Raw genomic sequence first — 19,518 nt, 5'->3', positions numbered from 1 at the left:
AAGTATGAAAGCCCCGATAGGCGTTATTGACTCAGGAGTAGGCGGTTTAACCGTAGCAAAGGAAATTATGAAACGATTGCCAAACGAAACAATCTATTATATTGGCGATACAGCAAGATGTCCATATGGTCCTAGAAGTCGTCAGGAAGTACGAAACTTCACGTGGCAAATGGCGAAAGCACTTGAAAAAAAGAATATTAAGATGCTTGTTATTGCTTGTAATACAGCGACTGCAGTAGCACTCGAAAGTTTACAAAGAAATATGCCTTTTCCAGTACTAGGTGTTATTAATGCTGGCGCACGTGCAGCTGTAAAGAAAACGAAGCGACATGAAGTCGTTGTGCTTGCAACAGAAGGAACCATTAAAAGTGGGGCGTATGAAGAAGCCTTATTATCATTAAATACGTCTACACATATTATTCCACTAGCTTGTCCAACATTTGTACCACTTGTAGAAAGTGGTGAATATAAAGGTGACTTTGCTAATAAATTAATTGCAGAAGGCTTAAAGCCGCTGAAAAAGCAACATTTTGATACAGTTATTTTAGGGTGTACACATTACCCCATCTTACAAAAACAAATTGAAGCTGTCGTTGGAGAAGATGTCCATGTTTTATCTTCTGCAGAGGAAACAGCAAAGGATGTTCAAGAAATGCTAGCGTATAATGGCACTTTAGCACATGCTGATGCAGTGCCTGCTCATAAATTTTTTGCAACGGGTTCTGTACCAATTTTCCGTTCAATCGCTGAAAATTGGTTAGAGCAAGGTACTCTTGATATAAAACGTATTACATTAAAATAAAAAATCAGCTTAGCAACAGGCTAGGCTGATTTTTGCCGTTTTCAGCATGCTCCACTACCTTTTCTAAGTCGAACAAATTATGATAAGATGAGTGCGCAAAAGTTTTTAGGAGGAACGATGAGATGACGAGATTTGATGGAAGAAATGCAGATGTACTGCGACCTGTAACAATAGCTAGTGAATACCTATTACACCCAGAAGGCTCCGTATTAATTCAAGTAGGAAATACTAAGGTAATTTGTACAGCAACACTAGAGGAGAAGGTTCCTGGCTTTTTACGTGGGCAAGGTAAAGGATGGATCACGGCCGAATATTCAATGCTACCGCGGGCAACCGCACAGCGTACAGCGCGTGAATCTTCTCGTGGGAAAGTTAATGGGCGTACGATGGAAATTCAACGTTTAATTGGTCGTGCATTACGTGCTGTCGTCGATTTAGAAGCTCTTGGTGAGCGTACAGTATGGATTGACTGTGATGTGATCCAAGCAGATGGTGGTACTCGTACAGCCTCTATTACAGGAGCATTTGTAGCCATGACACAGGCGATTGCGAAAGTGGCAGAAGAAAAGCCATTCGAAAAATTCCCAGTCACAGACTTTTTAGCAGCGACAAGTGTTGGTATTGTGGAACAACAGGGAGCTATTTTAGATCTGAACTATGTAGAAGATGTTGACGCTGCTGTGGATATGAATATTGTTATGACAGGTAAGGGACAATTTGTAGAATTACAAGGCACAGGCGAAGAAGCGACATTCTCTCGTGAAGAATTAAATGAATTGCTGGCATTAGGTGAAACAGGTATCCAGCAATTAATTGAATATCAAAAAGCAGCACTTGGTGAGCTAGCAACTATGGTGGGAGGCAATTAGTAAAATGAAGCAAGTAGTGATCGCAACAAAAAATAAAGGAAAAGCACAAGATTTCGAAGCATTATTTGGTCCACTTGGTTATAAAGTAGTTACAATGTTTGAAGCCGCACCAAATATGGAAATAGAAGAAACAGGTACAACCTTTGAAGAAAATGCTATTTTAAAGGCAGAAGCATTAGCAAAAGAGCTTGGCACAATTGTCATTGCTGATGATAGCGGCTTAGCAGTGGATGCCTTAAATGGCGAGCCAGGCGTGTACTCTGCACGCTATGCTAGTGACCATGACGATGAAGCAAATATGAAAAAGTTGTTAGAGAACTTACAGGGCATTGAAGAGGCTAAACGGACAGCACGTTTTTGCTGCTGTATTGCGATGGCAGGCCCAAACTTGAACACAACAACAGTTTTTGGCACATGTGAAGGCGTAATTGCGCATGAAAAGCGTGGGACAAATGGCTTTGGCTATGACCCTATCTTTTTTGTACCAAGCTTAAACCGTATGATGGCTGAGCTAACACCAGCAGAAAAAGGAGCTATTTCGCATCGTGGCAATGCCATTCGCAAACTCAAGGAGCAATTGCCGAATCTTATAAAGTAAGAGGTGATATGTATGAAAATACTGGTTATGAGTGATACACATGGTGATAGCCATGTGATTGATAAAGTGAGAGGTTTTTATCCGGAGATCGATGTGCTAATACACTGTGGAGATAGTGAACTCCCTTTCTCACATCCAGCATTAGCAGGTATGAAAAAAGTGCGAGGAAACTGTGACCATGACCAAGCCTTTCCAGAAGAAGAAATTTTCACGGTTGACAACGTAACTATTTTTGCTGCACATGGTCATTTATTAAATGTCAAAAGCTCAATGTTGTCATTATCTTATCGCGCAAAAGAAGTAGGCGCACAGCTCGTATGCTACGGCCACTCTCATATTCTGGATGCAGAAGTAATTGATAATATTTTATTTTTAAATCCTGGTAGCCTATTAAAGCCACGTGGTCGCAAGGAAAAAAGCTTTGCGGTTGTAGAAATTGATGACACCTCTTTTAAAATAGATTTTTGGACAGATCATCATGAGTGTATAAAAACCCAAATATTTCCACGACATCAATAGCATAAAAAATACACCTGAATGGTTAAAGGATAATTCTTTCCATTCAGGTGTATTTTTTATGCTATTAAATATAAGCGTCGAGCAGATAAGAAAAATATACTTCTTATTAGAAGGTAGCTATTAATTTGGATAAATAGTAAAAAATATATACCAAATGACATCGTACGTCTAGGTGATTTGTTAATGTAATGAGTGAGTTAGTTGTGCTAGGAAGGGGGTGTCATTTTGGAGAAATGGGAGCAGATACACCGTGTTCTACAGTTATATGACCAGCTGCGTAATGGAGAAACGATCAATAAATCAGAGGCAGCTACGAGACTTGCAGTTAGTATGCGTACAATACAACGGGATATTAGTAATATTCAAGAGCATTTAGCTAACTCATTTTCTGGGCAAACCGTAGAATATGATGCAATTAAAAAGGGCTATGTACTAACAGAAAATACCATGAAAGGAATACCTGCTAAGGTAGTATTGATTATTGCCAAAATTCTCTTAGAGAGCCGTGCTTTAAATGCAAAAGAGATGAAATGGGTGATTGATTCACTACTGACATATAGCAAGAGGGGTGATGAAAAATCTATTTATACAGCCATTGTTGGAAATGAATTGCTGCATTATCGCCCTTTACAGCATAACCAGCCCTTAATAGAGCTTGTGTGGAATATTGCTGAAAGTATTCAGAAAAAGAGATTCATTGACATTATTTATGAGCGAATGGATCATCAGCAGAAACAACATATTGCGAAGCCAGTTGCTATTTTGTTTTCAGAATACTATTTCTACCTTATTGCATTTATAAAAGATAGCGAGCATCCTTCACCAATTATTTTTCGATTAGATCGTATACGGTCATTTAAGCAATTGGATGAGAAATTTTCATTTGCTGAAAAGGATCGTCTTGAAGAAGGTATCCTGCGTCAGCGTATTCAGTTTATGTATACGGGCACTTTAGTACGGCTGCAATTTAAGTTTCGGGGTGTTACCATTACACCTGTTCTTGATCGCTTCCCAAATGGAAAAATCATTAAGACAATAGATGACGGCTGGCTTGTAGAAGTAGAAGTAGAAGTATATGGTACAGCAGGCTGTATGATGTGGTTGCTAAGTCAGGGCGATAAAGTGGAGGTGATTTATCCAGTGGATTTACGAGAGCATATGAAACAGCTGATTGAAAACATGCTATACCGTTATAAAGAAGCTTAAGAATACATAATTGAGCTAGGGATAGGATGTAAAAAATAGTATTTTTAAAATAATTATGGATAAAAATTTAGCTCTAAGTAGGAGGTTAAATAATGAAAATTTGGGTGGCTGTATTAGCAATTATCGGTGGTATAGCAGGATTAGCAAGTGGCTTTGTTGTAACGGCTTTTGGGACAGGCTTTGGTGAAAATGATATGGCAAATGACGGGGCAACAGTATTTTGGCTATCTGCTCTTGCGATTTTTATGGGCTTTCTTTCTTGGAAGTTTCATAAAATTGGCGGAATAGCTTTAATGTTAATTGCTATCTATGGTTTTTTTGCAAATGGCTTATTTTTCATAGTAGCTTTTATCTTTTTATTATTAGCAGGTATATTGGCATTTCGAATTAAACAAACACCTAAAACAGATATGACAAGCGTATGAATGAAACGGGGGATGACGAATGAAAAGAGTAGTATTTGCTAGCACGATTCTATCACTGGGGTTAATGTTAAGCGGTTGTGGAGAAGAGAAGATTGCTAGTTCACAATCCGATAAAGAAACAGGCGATCAAGCAGAAAAGGCGCAAACAACGGCTTTAGCTGAAATCCAAAAACATATAAGCACAGCATGGAAACCATATGATACAACTTATGTTCATTCAGCAGCAATTTATGAAAACAAAGGAAATGTTCCTGTTGAAATGAAGGAAACACAAATGAATTATAAAGGGACAGATGGCTCGATCCTAGGAACAGAAACGATGATTTACTCTGTGCCAGCCGTTATTTTGCCTGGCGAAACCGCGATTATTGTAGAAACAGGTTACCTAGATGGCGTGAATCCAGAGGCATTTGCTGAAACGACTTATAATTTTAGCTTTAAGGAAACAAAAGAAGATCCAACACTAATGGAGATAAGTGGTGTAAAGGGGATTGCTGGAGAATACGGCTATAAAGTAACAGGGGTTCTTAAAAATATAACAGAGGATCAGCAAGATGATATTCGCATTGCAGCAGCTTTATTGGATGCTGAAGGAAATCTATTAGGAGCTTTAAAGGGCTCTGTCGATATAGGACTGGCATCTAATGGAGAAACAGGCTTTGAATTAAGCTACCCCGATTTACCACCGAATATACAGGATAAAATTGCTACAATTGATGTAAAATCATATGGATGGAATTGGTGATTTCAGATTAGCTATTTTACCATGATTCCACAATAGCTATATGACCAAATAAAATCTAAAAAATTTGGCTAAACATAAACGAGAACTGGAACAAAAACACCGAACTATTCTATTGAAGCTTTCACATGAAGCGCTTTGGAATCGTTCGGTTTTTTTATTGTTCTTGCGTCTGCAACAAGAACTGCAGGATAAGGTAAATATTTGTGGAACAAAAAAAGCTTTGTAGTTATCACGAATGAGCCCGAAAAAAGGAGCCAAGGCTGAATGGATGAAAGAACTAATTCAATTTGTCCTCTCTTGCTATTATTTCCACATAAAATCTACTACTATTAGAAATGATGTGATATATTTTCATTATTAGTAAATTAAATAAGTAGGATGACATATTATGTCTAGGTACTTTGTTACAATACATAACAAATCCACTTATAAATGTGAAGGGGATGTTTTTATGGAAAAGGAGGAGCAAGTCTATCGCATCTTACAATTGTATGATCGCTTTCGTAAAGGTGAAACGATTAATAAGCTAGAAACAGCTAAAAGTTTAGATGTCAATGAACGTACCGTGCAGCGGGATATTCAAAGTATACGAATGCATTTAGAAAAGTCAACTGTAGCCCAATCGATTCATTATAGTCGGGCGGAGAATGGCTATCGCTTGGTCGGTGATAGAGAGGGGCTCTCACCAAAAGAGTTGCTAACCGTAACAAAGATATTACTGGAAAGTCGTGCACTGAATGCAGAGGAAATGAAAAATTTGATTGCATCACTGCTAGCACAAGGCACAAAGGATGATAAAAAATTTATCCAAGCTATTGTAGGGAATGAGCTGCTCCATTATCGACCATTGCAACACAATCAGCCGCTACTCGATATGCTCTGGGCTATTGCGGCAAGCATTCGCAGTAAGACCGTAATAGAGATTGAATATCAGCGAATGGATTATCAAAAAAAACATCATATTGTAAAGCCAGTTGCTATTTTATTTTCAGAATATTATTTTTATTTAATCGCCTTTATCCATGAGAGTGAGTACCAATCGCCCATTATTTTTCGCATGGATCGCATCTGTCAATTCAAATTATTAAACAGGAAGTTTTCCTTTGCAGAAAAAGACCGCTTTGAAGAAGGCATGCTACGCCAGCGTATTCAGTTTATGTATGCGGGACAGCTTGATCGTCTACAATTTATTTTCCGAGGCGTAACGATTGACCCTGTGCTGGATCGCTTTCCAAATGGGCGCATTGTCAAAACATTAGAGGACGGTTGGCTCATTGAAGCGGAAATATACGGCACAACAGGCTGTATGATGTGGCTGCTTAGTCAAGGTAAAAAGGTGGAGGTCGTGAAACCACAAGACTTACGCACACAAATGAAAGATACGATTGATGCAATGGCAGGCTTGTATCAAGAGGAGTAAGGAGGATGATACATATGGCAGTACGCACAATTACAGCAACCGCTAAAATCTGTGCCATGTGCCAGCACTGGAACGGACCAATGGGCGGGCAACAAGTCAAGCCCCTCATCAACCGCCGCCCATTTTTCGAATTTGAATCAGAAGAAACTCAGACATGCTACAAACAGCACCTCGCCAAGCAAGCATGGCATAGTTGTTCGGGGTGGGTGAGGAGGTATTGAAAACTTCAAGATATTTTAAATAATAACTATAAGTAAAAAAATAAATAGATGTATAAATAGTGAATAACTTATAAGAAAATAAACTAAACGAGTAGGGAGTGTCAATAATTTTGTGTAAATGACAATCCCACCTTTTCGAGTAGATCCTCACATTTTTATTTTAATTACATTTGTTCGAAGAATTGATTTTGTTTTTTAGGAAGGGTTAACCCCTTCTAAAAAACAATATTTCGCGCTGTTCATTCCCTTGCTGATTCTTGCGATTCAAACATCGCTATTAACTCAGCACGGGCTTGATTAAATCCAATGTGACAACGTGTGGCGAAGCGTTGGTTGTCGTCTTCGAACTGTGAAACAAGGAATCGTTCCACGCTTCTTCATTTGGGAATTGTTCCTTACGTTTTGTGTATTTCTTGATTGGCTTGTTGAATGACTCAATTAAATTCGTTGAGTAAATGCTACGCCAAATGGCTTTGGGAAAGCTATAAAACGTTAGTAAATGATCGTTCTCCTTTAGTGTTTTCATCACTTTTGGATACGCTTTTTGCCACTTTGAACAGAAGGAATCCAGCGCATCTTGGCCAGCTTCTTTGGTATCAGCTTGATAGATTGTCTTGAAATCCTCGCACACTTCTGAGCGATCTTCTACGCGAACTTTATGGGATAGATTGCGTGTTACGTGAACGAGACATGTTTGGTACTGTGCTTTTGGAAAGACCGTAGAAATGGCGTCTACTATCCCTTTTAAGCCATCAGAAATAAACAGAAGCACTTCTTCGATCCCACGTTCTTTGAGTTCAGCGAGAAGTTCCTGCCAGTTGTACGCAGATTCGGTTGGCGCAATCGTGTAAGCCAGCACTTCCTTTGAGCCGTCCTCACGAATTCCAACAGCGATATAAACAACTTCTTTGGACACTGTTTCACGTCGCACTGGAATATACGTTGCGTCTAAATAAACGCAGACATAACGTGCGTTTAAGGAACGTTTATGAAAGGCTTCTACCTGTTCTGTCACCACTTTTGTTATATTCGAAATCGTCTGTGGTGTGTAATGATGGCCATACATTTTTTCAATTAATCCTGCAATTTCTGACATCGTAATCCCTTTTTGGAAGAGATGAATGACTGTGGATTCTAGCGTGTCGTTTGAGCGTTTATATGGTGCGATCGTCTGTTGCTTAAACTCTCCATTGCGATCACGTGGAATCTGGATGTTTAAATCACCATATTCTGTGTGTAGTGTACGGGAATACGAGCCATTACGTGAATTGCCAGAGTTAAAGCCCGTTCGATCGTATTTCTCGTCATCTAAAAATATCGTCAGCTCTGTCGCCAGGAGCGTATTCACGGCTACTTCTAAGTGCGCACGAAAAACCTCAGTAATATCTTGTTTTTTTACTAGAGCCTCGACGATTTCTGTTGTAAACTGATTCATAGGGAAGACCTCTTTTCTAGGATTGGTTGTGGTGACTTAATTCTACCAAGAAAAGGTCTTCCTTTTTTGTCGTCTTATTCATTTACACAAAATATTTTATACTCTCAACGAGTATTAAGGAGATTAGGAAATGACAGTAAAAGAGAGAGTATCAGTAGACTGTTTTGCAAAGCAATTAAAAGAATTAGAACAAACTTTAAAATCAAAGAAAGATAAAATGGAAATAGTTATTGCAGGGAATGTGAAAGCAGGTAAAAGTACTTTAATCAATGCCATATTTAAAGATGAAACTCTGTGTGAAACAGGTGTAGTTCGTACAACAGCAAGCAATAAAATAATTGAAGCAGACAATTATCGATTAATGGATACACCAGGGATTAATGCAAATGATCAAGATACAGAAGTGGCTGAACAAGGATATGAACAAGCAGATTTCTTTCTGTTTACACATAATGTAATAGATGGAGAGCTACTTGCTAAAGAAATTGAATTCTTACAACAGGTGAAAATGTACTTTAGAGATGAAGCACAATTTGTGAGAAATACATTTATTATTTTAACTAATGCCCATCAATTAGAGGATGAGCATCTAATTACAGCTATTGAGAGAATAAAACAGCAAATTAAATTAATTACAGAGTTAGAAATACAATTATTTGTAGTAGATTCAGTATCATATTTAACAGCATTACAAGAAAATAAAACACTTTTAATGGGGAATTCAGGTATTTCTGCTTTGCAAAGTGCTTTAGAAGAAAAAGCTAAAGAATTTAATGTCAATGTTATTAGTGAACGAGAGGGAATATTAAAAGTAAGAAAAGATAATATTTTAGAAGGAATAGAGGATTATTATAGTGTTCTTATAAAAGACTTATCCAATTTACAAGAACAAATAATAGATATTTCTGCAATTAAATCCTTATTAAAGGAAATTAAAAAATTTCCTAATACAGTAAATGATGTTGTGAAAAATGGTAAAAATGTTAACTTGGGTTATAGTTTATATGTAGATAGAGATCTTTCGAAATTGTATGCGCAACCACACAGAGTGGAGTATAAATCATATAGTAGAGCTCAATCAGAAGGGGTCAATGCTGTACGGAACTATCTTTTACCCAGAGTAGAAAAAGCTTACATTAACAATCGTCGTGAGCTAATTGATAATTATCGGAATTTATTGCCCAATTATGGTGGTTCAGATAGTTCTATAACAAAATTACAAAACCAAATTGAAGTACAATTAACGGAGCTAAAAAGTAGTTTGTTACCTCTCTCAGATATTCTTGATATAAAAGATTTAGCGACATCTAATACAGTTTTAAATGTTCCTTTACAAAAGGAAGATCAGCCTGCTTTAAGACACTCTAGTTCTATATATGCAAGTGGTTTTGAGGATTGTTATGATATTGAATCAGCTAGTTGGTATGAACCCTGGGTAGAGGTTGTTGACTCAATTACGTATAAAGAAGGATTTTTTGGAAGTAAAGAAGTGGACATATATGGATATGATCTTCATCCTGTAGATGTAAAAATTAGAGAGCATTTAGATAATTCTCTCAAACAGGCACGTTCCAATATAAAATCAGCATTTGTTGATATATATAATAAATATGCCCAAATTATTGAAAAAGAGGTGGAACAAATTATTTCTGGGTGGATCACTATTTTAGAAATGGAATTAAAAAAGGGAGCTAGTATTTACCAACAACAAAATAATAAAGTACAAAAACTTGAACAAGAAAAAGCTCAGTTACAGCAGTTAAAACAGAAAGTACAAAGTTTATAAGGAGAAATAGTAATGGATAAAGTAGTTCAACAGTTTTTAGGAAAAATACAAGATGTTGCAAAACAGCTTCAACAATTTTCAGGTGAAATAGAAGGTACAGAAGAGCATATTAAACAAGCACTTTATGAATTAGATGACTTTACAACTAATCTTACAGTGTCTATTTCTCAAAATGCTTTTGGACAAGCAATACTAGAAAGTGCCAATATGTTAAAGCAACGTGTCCATCAATGGGTGACAATGATTGAAAGTCATTTAGCAGGAAAAGATTTTATTAATCAATTTGAAAAATCTGTTGTTGTTACAGTATTTGGGAATGTGAATGCTGGAAAAAGCTCGTTAGGTAACTTTATTGCAGGGAATCATCCAGCATTAACACAGATTTATAAGAAGGCTCCCGCCTTTTATGTATATGATTTTAATAATGGAGAAACAGGAGCAACTTTATTAGAAACATCTGAATTTAAAGAAGGGGCAATTGAAACAACAGCCTCTATTCAATATTTTACATTATTAGACGGTTTAACATGGGTAGATACACCGGGAATTCATTCGATTAATACACAAAATGAGCAATTGGCTAAAAAGTATGTTGATTTTGCTGATTTGATTTTATTTTTAGTACCTTCTAGCTCACCGGGAAAAGCAGATGAAATAGAAGAACTAAGCCGATTAATTGAAAAACAAAAATCTTTACTAGTAGCTATCACAAAATCTGATAGGTCTTTAAAGGATGAAATAGATGGAAAGCTAGTAAAGGTTGAAGCACCAAAAAGTGAACAAGACCGTCAAGCACAGCAACAATATCTAGCAAATGTTTTAAAGGAAAAGCAGGTACACAATAAAATTAAAGATGCACAGTTTACAAGCTTGTCTGTAAACTTAGCTAAACAAGCACTTAATAAAGGAGATCAGCAGTTATTTATAGATAGTGGATTATCTGCCTTCTATGAACAAATTGGTAAAGTTCTCTCTTCAAATGCCATTCAATTAAAAAAGGAACGGCCAATTGCACAGATTAATGCAACGATTGAAGAGTTGGTTAATGGTTTCGAACAAATGGATGGATTAAAACAAATAGTAGAACAGTTAGAACAAATGACACAGCGCTTTAGTCAACAGCAAGCAAATCTTTATAGTGAGAAACAGCGTATTATTGATACATTAGCCTCTAAGGCAAAGCTAGAGCTGGATGTGGAACTATCTTTATTGCAGCAGCGATTTAATACAGGGCAATCCATCACTTCAAATGATATTGCTAAAGTGATTGAAAAAGTTATTCTTAAGCATTATCAAGAGACAGTACAACAACGTTTGAGCAATTTAATTGCCGATATTCATGTGAGCCAGTGTAATGCTATTCAAATTGCAATGGATGTTGAATTTGAAAAGAAATATGATACAGTGCAACAGCAACATTACGAGGTCGATACGATAACACGTGATCCACAAGGATTCTTTGAACATGTTGGAGCATTCTTTGGTAAACAGTATACAGAATCTAAAGTCTCTTCTTACACCACATCGAAAAAAATTACAGTAGGTAATAATTTTGCAGATGTCTTAGAACAGTCGCAAAGAGAACTAGATAATCAAGTCCAACAGTTAGTGGAAATGGCATTAAAAGATATTGAAGATGAGTATTTCACAAAAAATAATCATGTCATGAAAGTAACAATCCAACAATTAAAAGCAACAGTCGATCAACTACAAAAGCTAAAAATATCTGCTGGGGTGATGGGATGAGTATAATAGTAGATTATAAATTACAAGTGCAGAAAATATATGATGAAGCGGTACGTTTAAATCGTGAGCTATCATATAGTTGGGAATATGAAAAAGATGTACAACAGCGTATTAATCAAGAAACACCTACAATTATGTTTTACGGTGTGTATAATGCTGGGAAAAGTACATTATTAAATGCTATTTTTGGAGAGGAGGTAGCCTCGGTTGCAGATGTACCAGAAACGCATAGGGTAACACCATATTCTTGGAACGGATATGAACTATATGATACGCCAGGAATTAACGGTCCAGAAAAAGATTATGTTTTATCTAAAGCAGAACTAATTAAACATGATATCATTTTATTTATGGTAGATGATAGTGATTCCTTTGATAATCGACTTGTATCTGAAGAAATTGTACAGATTATAGAAAGCGGAAAACCACTTATTTTAATTATGAATAATAAACAAACTTTAGATGGTGAAAGCGATGAAAATGGTATTGCTAAGCGTGGTAAGCTATTTCAAAATATAGAAAAAGTAGCGGAGAGCAGAGGAATTACTAATATTTTAGATAAATTTAGTTTTATGATGATTGATGCTGATACAGCACTACATGCTCGACTAGCAAATAAAAAGTTACTAATCCAAGATAGTAAAATTGAGGAATTAGAATATTTGATTTTGCAGAAATTAAAAACACAGGATGGTTTTAAATTTTTAGTGCCACCTATTCAAATTATTGAACAACATCTAACATATATAAAAACATATTTGAGTAGCCAATTGTCTTCAGAGGATGAGAAGAATCTAAATAATTTAATTAGTGATTTAAGAGAACGTAAAATCACACTATTGCGTAGTGTAAAATCTAAAATTAATACGAAATTAGAGCTAACTAAAAATGTTGTATATAATAAATTGTTAAATGGACAAGGTGTTGAAGAGGATATGCAGCAGTGCAATCAAGAAATTGAAAAATTAATAGACACTGAATTAAAACAAGTGACAGAGTATGCTGAAATGGATATTTCACGTTTTTTACTAAATATAAATCAGGATATTAGTAAATTAAATTTTAATCTACAAGAAGGTTCTGTGTTGTCTAATATACCAAAAGGATTCGGAGAGACAGACGGTTCAACAAAAGAAATAGCAACAACATTATTGAAAAATCAACTGATTGCAGAGAGCGCAAAGAAAATACTTGCTAAACAAATAGTTATTCCAAAAATACCAACGCCTATCCCTATTGTTAATGTTGTGATGATGGCACTAACGATTATGGATGTTATCTCTATTTTGAATAAAAAGAAGAAAGAACAGCAACAATTAGAAGCACAGGTAGCAGCAGCAAATGCGGAACAAGAAGAATTAGTATATCGACGTACACAGGCAATTCAACAGCTAAAATCTCAGCTAGATGCAGAATTTTTCCGTATTGAAGAACAGGTAGTAATGGAGATTGATAGAATCATAGATGAAGTTTTTAATCAATACATAGCTCAATTAGAGGATGAGTTACAATTGAAAAAAGCTGATTCAGCCCGTATTCATGATTGCCTATCTTTAGTAGATAAGTTATATCAAAACATAATGAATATTAAATTGCAAATTGTTTTATAGTATCAAGCTGTGTTGCTTCTAACTTAATTGCACTGATAAATCATAATATATAAGAAAGTGAAATGTTTGCCAATGGGATTGCACATCTTTGTAAGAACATGCCGTTATGAATTAAAATGATCTGAAAAAGTAGTTTCTGTTTGTCACATACATCGTTGAAATTCTTTTACCATAAGAGTTTATTTATTATTTAATCATTTGGATATACAAAGAGAAATTCTATAGGTACGCTGTTAGTTTTTTGATGGCTTCTAATATGATAAGATAAGGACTTAATAAACCAAATCATGGATGATGGTATCGCTCACTAATAACTTCTTAGCTATATGAGTTTTAGTTTTATATTCTATGAACTTAGATTATAGCACCTTGATCAGTGAAACAATGAGGCAGTGGGACACGGATAGCTTGATAAAGAAATAGTAAGAAAAACTAACAATAATAATGGGATAGTTACTTTTTTAGGTAGAGTCCTATTTTACATTAGCCAGTTGAAGATTAGCGGATTGACTGATCTTAGTTGCAATTTATTGTGGGATATTTGCAGTTATAGGGTTTCTATAAGTGTAAGCTTTCGAATGGCAGGTGCGAATGTGAAGCAAACATGATTTCCCTGGAAGATTCGCACCTGTAAACTAAAATACTTTCCATTGAAATGGAAACAAGATTAGGCTAATATAACCTTATAGCTGTATTGTTTTGTGAAAATCAATTATAAATATCATTTTTATATTGCTTTTCACTGTCTCTCTCTTTATGGAGAGAGGGGATTGAAATTAAAAAGTGATTATATAACAGAGTTAGTAGAGAAGTCTCTCTCTTTATGGAGAGAGGGGATTGAAATAACTGTAAACAGTCGTAATTGTGATGGATCAGGCGTCTCTCTCTTTATGGAGAGAGGGGATTGAAATATTCTCCTTTATTTTTTATATTTATTTAAAGTTCATGACTCTTCCTTTATTGAGAAAATGGATTGACATTTTGTATCAAGAGATTTGAAAACTTAAAATTAAGAAGCTAAAAGCGTGGAGTTGTCCAAAAGTAATTTTGAAACAGCTTCACGCTTTTTTTATTTTATATATTCGTAAATTCCTTCTCTAAATAGTGCACTCTTCTCTCGATAAATGGATGTGTTGAGAATAGTAAGCCCGAAATATAAAAAAATAGCGCACCTTAATGGTACGCATGACGAATGGCCAGCTAGCTGAATTTTTTTCAGCTGGCTGGCTATTTTGCACATGTGGCTTGAATATTTTCTGACCATGGTAGATAGTTATGTAAAATTTCAGGTTGCTGGTGAAACAGTACATTGGGTAACTCTGTCATCAACTTGACCAAGTACTGATAAAAATCAATTCCGTTTGCCTTAGCTGTTTCAGCTAAACTTAAACAAATGGCATTTGCTTTCGCACCTGCTTCACTAACAGAGAAAAGCCAGTTTTTTCGACCCATGACATTTGGACAAATCGCATTTTCAGCTGGATTGTTATCAATGGCCACATTTCCGTTTTCAAGAAACATCATTAACGCTGCTTTGCGGCTCAATGTATATTCAGCTGCTTTCGCAATAGCGTTTTTACCAAAGAATGGCGAGCGATCAATCCAATCAAAAAATTCATCCACAATCGGCTTTGCTTCTTGTTGGCGAATTTGCACACGCTCTTCTAATGAAAAGTGCTTAATTTTACGCTCAATCTGAAATAACCGATCACAATATGCCACGCCTATTCGTCCATTTTTACTGTCAGCTTTTAACCAATAACGACGTACATGTGCCCAACAGTTGGCGAACTGAACATGAGGTAATTGACCATATGCTGAATACCCATCACAGATGACAGTGCCTTTAAAACCCTTGATTAAATCTTCCAAGACGGCTCGCCCACGAGAAAGGGCACTCTTAAATAAAACGATAATAAACCCTTCACTCTGGACACTACGACATACCCAATTATAGGCGTTGGATTGTGCTGATTTTCCATCAGAACGCTTAATGATTTGTGCATAGGTTTCATCTATATGAAGCACAGATTTTTCCGTTACTAGCTGCTTCATTAAATCGTAAAGTGGTTGAAGCCAATCTTCTGCCACACGTATTACCCAGTTAGACAAATTTTTATCGTTTGTATATAAGCCATAGCGTTCCCACTCATTTACCTGACGGTAAAGAGGTAAGTACTGAATAAATTTATCGTAAATAAGCTTCGCCAATACTGTAGGGCCGGCAATACTTCTTTGAATCGCACCTTGTGGTGCTTTCCCACGTTTGATTTGTGCTTTTTGTAGGGCATCTTTTTTACATGATTTACACTCGTATACATGTTCAAAATGCTGCACACGTTTCATCGTAGCCGGAATGAACCTTGCTTCTTCACGTACCAAGATGGAAGTGAATTCAACCATTTCCCCACGACAACAGTCACAAACTAAATTAGCAGGGTGATGATGAATTTCTTCCATTTCTATCTCTTCATGAAACGAATCATTTCGTTTTTTATTTATCTTTTTGCGAGTAATCGTATAACTAACTGCTTCGGTGCTTTGTTCTTCTGTCTGCTCAGATTCGTTAAAAGACGGGTCATTTTCAAATAAAGAAACTTGCCCATCAGGCGCTTGATACTTGGATTTCTCTGATTTGGAGCGATATAAAGCCTTTGTTAATTGGCGGACTTGTTCCGTTAATACTTCAATTTGTTTAAGTGATTGATCCAATTTATTGGTTAATTCGTCATTCTGTTCATTCGAATGTGCTAATTGTTGCTCTAACAATTGAATTAATCGTTCAGTCTGTTTCGTGGAGGCATTTTCCAAATCATTCACCACATTTCATTCAAGATAAGTTATGGATGATTATACCATTGAGGAAACGTTGATTAAAAGATACTTTTTTGCAGATTTTGCAATGGCCTTTGGTTGTTGTAAGGATAATCCTTCTAACAACCAGCGTAGTTCCTGTTGTGAAAGGCTTCGTACCTCTTTTTCATCTTTTGGCCATTGAAGTTTGCCATGATCTAATCGCTTGTAAAGCATAGCGAAGCCATCTCCATCAAAATACAAACATTTATAGCGGTCCTTACTCCATCCTGAAAAGAGAAAAATAGAATCACTATAAGGATCTAATTCGAAAGAATCTTGAATCAGTGTTGCGAGACCATCGATGCCTTTTCGCCTATCTGTCTTCCCACAAATCATATAAATGTTTTGCACATCCGTAAAATCATGCCTCATCGACTTTTCAGCTCCTTCATAACCGTTTGGATGATGTGCTCATTTACGCCATGATAAAAGGTAACTTCAGCTACTCCCATTTTTACAATACAAGCTGGTGCAGCGGTCATTCTCGAAGAAGGGAACGAAGAACTTTCCGTTGAAAGAGGATCAAGTTTGACGGGAACTATGGTTAATTTGTTTGTGGACATAAATAGGGCACCACCTTTAATTGATACGTTTATCGTACCGGAGGTGCCTAGTGTTTTATATGCGTTATTTGATTACGGGCTTACTGAGAATAGATCCATAAAGCGGCTTTGTCCATTAAATTGAAGCGCAGCATATCTTTTATGCTGATTGCACTGCCATCCAACTGTTGCAATGCTGAAATCATTTGGGTAGGATGTGTTAGCTGTGAAGCTAGACGATCCGCGCCAAATTCACGGTGGCGAGAGTATTTTTTTACAATTAATCCGGCAAAGAATAATAGCACCATTGATACTATCCATTCAACCATCCAAATTATCCAATATATCCAAGCAGACTCACGATTTACAGTAATCAATGTAAACCATTTGTAGATTGTGACTGGTAGTACAAGTACACTAACAATCATATTTAAAAAGGACTGTAATAATGTTTGTGTGACCATATCGCCATTGACAATATGAGCGATTTCATGAGCAATTACTGCTTCAACTGCATCGGGTGTCATTTCATATAGCAATGCTGTAGAAATTGCTATAAGACTGCTATTTTTAGAGCGTCCTGTTGCAAAAGCGTTTTTATCAGATGACTCATAAATAGCTATTTCAGGCATTTTTGTCATACCTACCTTCTCGGCAAGCATATGAGTGGTATCGCGATACCATTCAATATAGTCACCATATTGTAAATGATCCTGTAAAACTTCTAAGCGATAAACTTTTTTAGCAACTGATTTTGAAAATAGTAAGCTAATAAATGGCATAATACATGAATAGAGTAATAAAAATGGGAGGATTGCTAAGGCTTCTCCGTTTGTTAAAATTAAAATAGTAGTTACGACGACAATGTTTAATAGCCCAAATACAAATATGCGTTTCCATAAACCTTTCTTACTTTGAATATGAATATCCATTTTCCATGACCTCTTTTCTATTTAGAATTGAATTAATCATACAAAATGGCAGTGACATATTTTGTCTATATAAAGTATTTAAAGCAATTTTTAACTGGATAAGGGGAATATTTAAACGGATAGCTATTAGTGTTTGATGGTGATCTTATTTGGAAGTTTACTTGTGTCAATTAGATATCAAGAATATTACAAGTGCTTCTTTCGAATAGCAGGTGCGAATGTGAAGCAAACATAATTATGCAGGGAGATTCGCACCTATCATTCACACATTTTTTCATTGAAGTGGAAGAAGGTTTAGGCTAATATAACCTTAAAGATTAATTTTTTAGTGAAAATCAATTGTAAATATTATTTATACATTGTTTTTCACCGTCTCTTTCTTTATTGAAAGAGTGGATTGAAATAAGCTCATCTGTGCCTGGTAACGAGCAAAGGGCATGTCTTTTTCTTTATTGAGGGAATAAATAGAAGAAATATTCATTTTTGTGTAATTTAAGGAATTTTGGTCACCCTTTACTGAGAGGTCGCCTAAAATTACCTATGCGAAAGCTTCCGATGTTTGAATGAAAGGTTTGGTTTTGTATCAAATGAAAAATCAGATGTATAGTTTCCATGTTGCTTTTACATTGAGGAGAATTCTTAAATTACTATCTTGAGCTCCATTATTTGATTTTGTATAGGGGATACTAAAAATATTTTGAACAAGATTTATTTTGTGTTTATACATACTAAAGATACCGCATAATTTAGGGAGAACTGCTCTAATTTATGCGGTTTTTACTATTCTGAATTTTTCGATAATAGAATGTATTTTCATTCATAGGGAAGTATGGTATAAATATATCAATAATAGGGTATTTTATACTATTTAATCAAGATAATAGGATGTGTATAGATGTTTTCATATCTAAATTGGACCACATTACGTGTTACGTTTGAAGCGCAAGGTGAGGGGAAGCTACCTCCCTATCTTGGCTCAACGATACGTGGAGTATTTGGTCATAGTTTGCGTAAAATGGTATGTCCAACGCCAAAGGTAAAATGCTTTACTTGTCTGCTGGCAGAAGATTGTGCCTATGCTAAGTATTTTGTGTCACCTAAAAATGAAGCAGGATCTATTAATCCATTTGTCCTCTCTGTATTAACAATTGGTAAAATCAATTGGAGAAAAGGTGATATTTGTGAGTTTGATATTACATTATTTGGTCATGCCAATAAGCGTATGGATTTAATCGTTGAAGCGCTACAACGAATGACACAGTTTGGTTGGGGGTCTGCGCGATTGCCCTTTCAATTGTTAAAAATTGTTGATTTAGCCAGTCGTCAATTGGTGTGGTTTAATGGGGGACAATGGCTACAGAATGCTGTCCAACATCCATTGCATTGCGAAGAACAGCAAGCTTCGTATGCTTTTATGCAATTTGTTGTGCCATTACGTTTGCAAAAAAGTAAGCAATTAATTGCAGAGCCTTCATTTGAGGATATTATACGTGCTGTGACAAGACGAGTTAGCTTATTGTCTCATGCCTATACGGGACATCACTTAGCATGGGATCATGAAGCAATGTTAGCAGCCGCAAGAGAGGTCAAAACAAACAAAGCAAAGTGGCAGACGGATGCGTTTAGACGATATTCGATGAATCAAACCAATAATGAATTAATATTAGAGACGATTACGGGCTGGGCTTGTTATGAGGGAGATATTACGCCGTTCACACCATTATTACAGGCTGGACAATTACTACATATTGGCAGAAATCCGACACATGGCTTCGGGCAATATACGATTGATTACAATTAGCAGGA

The 19,518-nt window shown here is 36.1% G+C and carries 16 protein-coding genes and 1 pseudogene; 12 read left to right on the top strand and 5 right to left on the bottom strand.

The annotated features are described in order from the left end of the window. The first annotated feature begins 4 nt into the window (after positions 1–4). The 8 genes from racE (at position 5) to MHB44_RS16035 (ending at position 6,584) form a co-directional block, all read left to right on the top strand. Positions 5–802, top strand: a complete 798-nt coding sequence (gene racE, locus MHB44_RS16070; protein ID WP_341300003.1) for a glutamate racemase — start codon at positions 5–7, stop codon at positions 800–802. 122 nt (positions 803–924) lie between these two features. Beyond that, positions 925–1,671: a ribonuclease PH gene (rph, locus tag MHB44_RS16065; protein WP_341300002.1), complete on the top strand. Its 747-nt coding sequence runs from the start codon at positions 925–927 to the stop codon at positions 1,669–1,671. A 4-nt stretch (positions 1,672–1,675) separates the two neighbouring features. Continuing rightward, on the top strand, positions 1,676–2,269 hold the full coding sequence (locus tag MHB44_RS16060; RefSeq protein ID WP_341300001.1) for an XTP/dITP diphosphatase: 594 nt from the start codon (positions 1,676–1,678) through the stop codon (positions 2,267–2,269). A gap of 12 nt (positions 2,270–2,281) precedes the next feature. After that, positions 2,282–2,788: a metallophosphoesterase gene (locus MHB44_RS16055; RefSeq protein WP_341300000.1), complete on the top strand. Its 507-nt coding sequence runs from the start codon at positions 2,282–2,284 to the stop codon at positions 2,786–2,788. A gap of 225 nt (positions 2,789–3,013) precedes the next feature. Then, the gene (locus tag MHB44_RS16050; protein ID WP_341299999.1) at positions 3,014–3,994 is read left to right on the top strand and encodes a WYL domain-containing protein; all 981 of its coding nucleotides are present in this window, start codon (positions 3,014–3,016) and stop codon (positions 3,992–3,994) included. A 92-nt stretch (positions 3,995–4,086) separates the two neighbouring features. Further along, positions 4,087–4,419 (top strand): hypothetical protein, encoded by a 333-nt coding sequence (locus tag MHB44_RS16045; protein ID WP_341299998.1) that lies wholly within the window; start codon positions 4,087–4,089, stop codon positions 4,417–4,419. 19 nt (positions 4,420–4,438) lie between these two features. After that, positions 4,439–5,164, top strand: coding sequence for an FxLYD domain-containing protein (locus tag MHB44_RS16040; RefSeq protein ID WP_341299997.1), 726 nt, complete (start codon positions 4,439–4,441; stop codon positions 5,162–5,164). Between the two features lie 451 nt (positions 5,165–5,615). Then, on the top strand, positions 5,616–6,584 hold the full coding sequence (locus MHB44_RS16035) for a WYL domain-containing protein (RefSeq protein ID WP_341299996.1): 969 nt from the start codon (positions 5,616–5,618) through the stop codon (positions 6,582–6,584). A gap of 460 nt (positions 6,585–7,044) precedes the next feature. Here MHB44_RS16035 and MHB44_RS16030 read toward each other — a convergent pair. Continuing rightward, a pseudogene (locus MHB44_RS16030) lies at positions 7,045–8,240 on the bottom strand (IS256 family transposase). A gap of 130 nt (positions 8,241–8,370) precedes the next feature. On the opposite strand from MHB44_RS16030, the gene MHB44_RS16025 reads away from it, so the two are divergent. The 3 genes from MHB44_RS16025 to MHB44_RS16015 are packed head-to-tail and all read left to right on the top strand — an operon-like array spanning position 8,371 to position 13,382. After that, positions 8,371–10,026 carry a GTPase gene (locus MHB44_RS16025; RefSeq protein WP_341299995.1) on the top strand — a complete coding sequence of 552 codons (1,656 nt, stop codon included), beginning with the start codon at positions 8,371–8,373 and terminating at the stop codon, positions 10,024–10,026. Between the two features lie 12 nt (positions 10,027–10,038). Beyond that, on the top strand, positions 10,039–11,772 hold the full coding sequence (locus MHB44_RS16020; protein ID WP_341299994.1) for a dynamin family protein: 1,734 nt from the start codon (positions 10,039–10,041) through the stop codon (positions 11,770–11,772). Beyond that, positions 11,769–13,382 (top strand): GTPase, encoded by a 1,614-nt coding sequence (locus tag MHB44_RS16015; protein WP_341299993.1) that lies wholly within the window; start codon positions 11,769–11,771, stop codon positions 13,380–13,382. The genes MHB44_RS16020 and MHB44_RS16015 overlap by 4 nt, the downstream gene beginning before the upstream one ends. Before the next feature lie 1,227 nt (positions 13,383–14,609). Here MHB44_RS16015 and MHB44_RS16010 read toward each other — a convergent pair. The 4 genes from MHB44_RS16010 to MHB44_RS15995 all read right to left on the bottom strand — a co-directional run bounded on the left by MHB44_RS16010 (position 14,610) and on the right by MHB44_RS15995 (position 17,712). Next, the gene (locus MHB44_RS16010; protein ID WP_341299992.1) at positions 14,610–16,202 is read right to left on the bottom strand and encodes an IS66 family transposase; all 1,593 of its coding nucleotides are present in this window, start codon (positions 16,200–16,202) and stop codon (positions 14,610–14,612) included. A 30-nt stretch (positions 16,203–16,232) separates the two neighbouring features. Beyond that, the gene (gene tnpB, locus MHB44_RS16005) at positions 16,233–16,610 is read right to left on the bottom strand and encodes an IS66 family insertion sequence element accessory protein TnpB (protein ID WP_341299991.1); all 378 of its coding nucleotides are present in this window, start codon (positions 16,608–16,610) and stop codon (positions 16,233–16,235) included. Further along, on the bottom strand, positions 16,607–16,801 hold the full coding sequence (locus tag MHB44_RS16000; protein ID WP_053994648.1) for a hypothetical protein: 195 nt from the start codon (positions 16,799–16,801) through the stop codon (positions 16,607–16,609). Before MHB44_RS16000 ends, tnpB begins: the two co-directional genes overlap by 4 nt. Positions 16,802–16,881: 80 nt before the next feature. Next, positions 16,882–17,712, bottom strand: a complete 831-nt coding sequence (locus MHB44_RS15995) for a M48 family metalloprotease (RefSeq protein ID WP_341299990.1) — start codon at positions 17,710–17,712, stop codon at positions 16,882–16,884. 895 nt (positions 17,713–18,607) lie between these two features. On the opposite strand from MHB44_RS15995, the gene cas6 reads away from it, so the two are divergent. Then, on the top strand, positions 18,608–19,513 hold the full coding sequence (gene cas6 / locus MHB44_RS15990) for a CRISPR system precrRNA processing endoribonuclease RAMP protein Cas6 (protein WP_341299989.1): 906 nt from the start codon (positions 18,608–18,610) through the stop codon (positions 19,511–19,513). Positions 19,514–19,518: the final 5 nt, after the last annotated feature.

Origin of the sequence: Lysinibacillus sp. FSL H8-0500, from assembly GCF_038051955.1 — a bacterium.
GTDB classification, from domain to species: domain Bacteria; phylum Bacillota; class Bacilli; order Bacillales_A; family Planococcaceae; genus Lysinibacillus; species Lysinibacillus macroides.
The sequence above is the reverse complement of the archived record's forward strand: the minus strand, read 5'-3'. Positions and strand labels throughout refer to the sequence as shown.

Excerpts from the sequence above, each read along its gene's own strand:
- cas6 (WP_341299989.1), top strand. The coding sequence starts at position 18,608 with ATGTTTTCATATCTAAATTGGACCACATTACGTGTTACGTTTGAAGCG.
- MHB44_RS16015 (WP_341299993.1), top strand. The coding sequence starts at position 11,769 with ATGAGTATAATAGTAGATTATAAATTACAAGTGCAGAAAATATATGAT.
- MHB44_RS16035 (WP_341299996.1), top strand. The coding sequence starts at position 5,616 with ATGGAAAAGGAGGAGCAAGTCTATCGCATCTTACAATTGTATGATCGC.
- MHB44_RS16040 (WP_341299997.1), top strand. The coding sequence starts at position 4,439 with ATGAAAAGAGTAGTATTTGCTAGCACGATTCTATCACTGGGGTTAATG.
- MHB44_RS16020 (WP_341299994.1), top strand. The coding sequence starts at position 10,039 with ATGGATAAAGTAGTTCAACAGTTTTTAGGAAAAATACAAGATGTTGCA.
- rph (WP_341300002.1), top strand. The coding sequence starts at position 925 with ATGACGAGATTTGATGGAAGAAATGCAGATGTACTGCGACCTGTAACA.
- tnpB (WP_341299991.1), bottom strand. The coding sequence starts at position 16,610 with ATGAGGCATGATTTTACGGATGTGCAAAACATTTATATGATTTGTGGG.
- MHB44_RS15995 (WP_341299990.1), bottom strand. The coding sequence starts at position 17,712 with ATGGATATTCATATTCAAAGTAAGAAAGGTTTATGGAAACGCATATTT.
- MHB44_RS16000 (WP_053994648.1), bottom strand. The coding sequence starts at position 16,801 with ATGTCCACAAACAAATTAACCATAGTTCCCGTCAAACTTGATCCTCTT.
- MHB44_RS16025 (WP_341299995.1), top strand. The coding sequence starts at position 8,371 with ATGACAGTAAAAGAGAGAGTATCAGTAGACTGTTTTGCAAAGCAATTA.
- MHB44_RS16055 (WP_341300000.1), top strand. The coding sequence starts at position 2,282 with ATGAAAATACTGGTTATGAGTGATACACATGGTGATAGCCATGTGATT.
- MHB44_RS16060 (WP_341300001.1), top strand. The coding sequence starts at position 1,676 with ATGAAGCAAGTAGTGATCGCAACAAAAAATAAAGGAAAAGCACAAGAT.
- racE (WP_341300003.1), top strand. The coding sequence starts at position 5 with ATGAAAGCCCCGATAGGCGTTATTGACTCAGGAGTAGGCGGTTTAACC.
- MHB44_RS16045 (WP_341299998.1), top strand. The coding sequence starts at position 4,087 with ATGAAAATTTGGGTGGCTGTATTAGCAATTATCGGTGGTATAGCAGGA.